The 3,263-nt window shown below is 54.6% G+C and carries 3 protein-coding genes; all 3 read left to right on the top strand.

The annotated features are described in order from the left end of the window. On the top strand, nucleotides 1-397 hold a 397-nt coding region (locus tag C451_RS03110; protein ID WP_007737599.1), incomplete at its 5' end, for a transposase. Nucleotides 398-539: 142 nt separating this feature from the next. Then, nucleotides 540-1,370 (top strand): type IV toxin-antitoxin system AbiEi family antitoxin domain-containing protein, encoded by an 831-nt coding sequence (locus tag C451_RS03105; protein WP_049912802.1) that lies wholly within the window; start codon nucleotides 540-542, stop codon nucleotides 1,368-1,370. Beyond that, nucleotides 1,324-2,154, top strand: a complete 831-nt coding sequence (locus C451_RS03100; RefSeq protein WP_206536668.1) for a nucleotidyl transferase AbiEii/AbiGii toxin family protein — start codon at nucleotides 1,324-1,326, stop codon at nucleotides 2,152-2,154. The genes C451_RS03105 and C451_RS03100 overlap by 47 nt, the downstream gene beginning before the upstream one ends. The last annotated feature ends 1,109 nt before the right edge of the window (nucleotides 2,155-3,263 follow it).

Genomic DNA, 3,263 nt, shown 5'->3' with positions numbered 1-3,263 from the left:
GGTCTCGGGCGTTCGTGACAAAATGAACATGCTGGGAGCAGTTACTGACGATGGCGAACGCTTCATCGCTCTCACACCGAATCAATTCAACGCAGAGGTTGCGAAACATTTCCTCCGAGCGGTCCAGCACGAGTTCGGCGAGAGACTCGTGATCATCCTCGACAACGCGAGCTACTTCATAGCGAAGACACTGAAGAAGCAGGCCGCCGCAGACGGCCTGCTTCTGGAGTACCTGCCGTCGCATTCGCCGGAACTGAACCCACTCGAAAGCTGCTGGCGGCAGCTCAGGGACGGTCGAGCCAACCGGCTGTTTCTGACGCTCGACGACGTCAATGAGTATCTCTCGACAGCCCTGCCAGCACTCAACTCACCGCAAATCTATGAGTATCTCTGCTAATCCCTATATACCCCCCCCCCGCCTTGGCGCAGGCAGGATAAGGATTACGAGGCGCGATAAGGGTCAGCAAGCGAGCAGAGAGGAGGGAAGAAATGTTTTTGATCGTTGACCCTGTATACTCTATGTTGGTTTAGTACCGAATATGAGTACGAGCACTGAAACAAGTATTAAACAGGGATTGTCGAAACGGGAAGCACTCGCACTCACCCGGCTGGCCGGCCAGAACAAGACAGTCGTCACAATCACCGATATCGAGCGCAGCGTCAACATTTCATACGATGCGGCGAAGAAGCTGGCCCACAACCTGGTGCAGAAAAAATGGCTTGACAGAGTGAAGGGCGGGACCTATCTGATCGTGCCGCTGGCTGCCGGCGAACGCGGTGAGTACACTGAACACGAATTCATCATCGCAGCCCACCTTGCCGAACCGATGTATATCTCCTACGGGAGCACGCTGAACCATTACAACCTGACCGAGCAGGTACCGATGACGGTCGTCGCAGCAACCACCGATCGGGTTCCCGACCGTGAGATCCACAACGTCCAGTACCGGTTTGTCACCCTGACCAACGCCAAATTCTTCGGCTATGAACCAGTCGCGATCGGCTCCCAGCAGGTCAACATCGCCACTGTGGAGAAAACGTTAGTCGACTGTGCGGACCATCCCGAGCACTGTGGTGGCATCACCGAGCTCTCGAAAGCATTCGTGAACGCCGACAGTGTGGACTACGCTACCCTGGTCGGCGACCTGCTCCGTCTGGGGAACGGAGCAGCAGTCAAACGGATCGTCTACCTCGCTGATCTCCATGACATCGAGCTGCCGCGCCGTGCAGACCTCGAGGAGGCGTTCACCACCGGCTACTCCAAGCTCGATCCGACCCGCGCTGACGACGGCCGTCACACGAGCGACTACCGGTTGATTGTGAATGTCACTGAGGACGCGTTGCGGACCCGGGGGAGCATGGATGATTAACGACACACGGCTGCGCACGCTTGCCCGACAGACCGGTGTCACCGCGGGGCTAGCCGAGAAAAACTATGTCAATTCCTGGATCCTCTACGCACTCTATACCAGCCCGTTGGCCGATCACCTCGTGTTCAAGGGCGGGACCGCGCTCAGCAAGCTATACTTTCCTGAAATCTGGCGATTCTCCGAAGACTTGGACTTCACCGCTACAGAGCCGCTCCCGGATCTGGCCCAACAGCTCGAAACGGCTGTCGCCGGTATCGCGAAACAGTCCGGTATCACGTTCACGGTTACGAACATCTACGAAGCAGGGGAACCGGTCGAGTACGTCCAAATCGATGTGCAGTACGATGCTATCCTCGGCCAGCGGAACACCACCGACCTGGATATCACGTTCAACGAGGCGCTGGCGTTTCCACCAGTGCAGCACCGGCACGCGTTCGAAGACGTCCCTGCAGTCGATCTGACCGCGTACAGCGTCGAGGAAATCTTCGTGGAGAAGCTACGCAGCCTGTATCAGCGGGCGCGTGCCCGAGACTACTACGACATCTACCGTCTCCTCAACCAGGAATCGTTCGACGATAAAGCGGTAGCAGACGCACTCCGGACGAAAAGCCGGGCACACAACGTGGACCTCGATCTCGCGAACGGTATCCCGGCCGACAGTCAGGAAGCGGTCCACCAGTACTGGGAGCAAGCGCTTGACCGACTTGTCCAGCAGAAACCGGCGTTCGACGACGTTGCACACCGGATCAACGATTACTTGCTCGATCTTTCAGCGGCCGGGTAACAGGCTGGTCCCCACCAGCGCTACTGCCAGCTGTCAAGCGCGGTGCAGCGCCGGAGTGGAACAGACAATTGACGACTCGATCATGTTCCAATATACCAAGGTCTGCTCGTCAGCCGTCTATACAATACTTGGCGGCTGGTCGATACAACAGGAGGCGTTGCGTGGCATTCATCCTTCCCCCATTGATTTCCCACAGTGTATGCTATTAGCAATTATCACCAATCCAACATTCTACAATGGGAATGGCAATAATTAACTCGGAATGAATCAATCACCCAGTGGGACAGAGAAACATCAGGTAGCATCACAACCCCGTCGCGTGCTCTCTGTCCTTTTCCGATACGGAACTTGGCTATTGCTCTCTATCTCAAGGCTACGGAAGACTCAAGCATCGGTACGACATAGTTGTGACTGGGACATCATGTCCTTCGGAGGGGAGAATACAGAACCGTTGCGTGGCATCACCCTTTCTCCCCTTCGGATCGCGTTGACTGGTCCGCTGCCCTACCAGTCGATTCAGAGTGGGAGCGTGTATTATATAGTCTTTTTCTAAACAAATCGCAGGTTCATTATTTGATAATATTGATGGATGATGCCTTTCCCTAGTCGGAGGACTTCACTGGTTGGACACAACTTCAGAAAGCGTGGGAGACGCGAGTGAAGTGGGCGCTATCCCACGTTCCCAGTCAATGGATGCAGTGATCGCAACCGGAATTCAATCGTAGAATCCGAAATGCGAAAACATTGTGGCCAATTGATATACAACTAAAACTTGGAATAGTACCGACAGAAACGTGGGCGATGAAGATCGAACACGACACTCACCTCCACGTTCCCCGGGAGGATGAAGCGGATCGTACCCGGGATTCGACTCACAGATACTGTGTCAAAAAGAGTTCTGGCCGTCCATTGAAGATTCAAATGTGGCAACAAAGAATTATCTGCAAGCGGGCAAATCTACCGACTGAATTTCGGACCGAACTCATTCAGAAAACGTGGGGTGAGTGAGTGGTACCATGTCATTCGTGTTCGGTTAAGGAGCAAAACACGCAGACGGCGCTGTCGTGATAGGGTTATCTTCAAGAACCGCGTAGAGAGAGGTTGTGATT

Origin of the sequence: Halococcus thailandensis JCM 13552 (genome assembly GCF_000336715.1) — an archaeon.
Taxonomy (GTDB): Archaea; Halobacteriota; Halobacteria; order Halobacteriales; family Halococcaceae; genus Halococcus; species Halococcus thailandensis.
The sequence above is the reverse complement of the archived record's forward strand: the minus strand, read 5'-3'. Positions and strand labels throughout refer to the sequence as shown.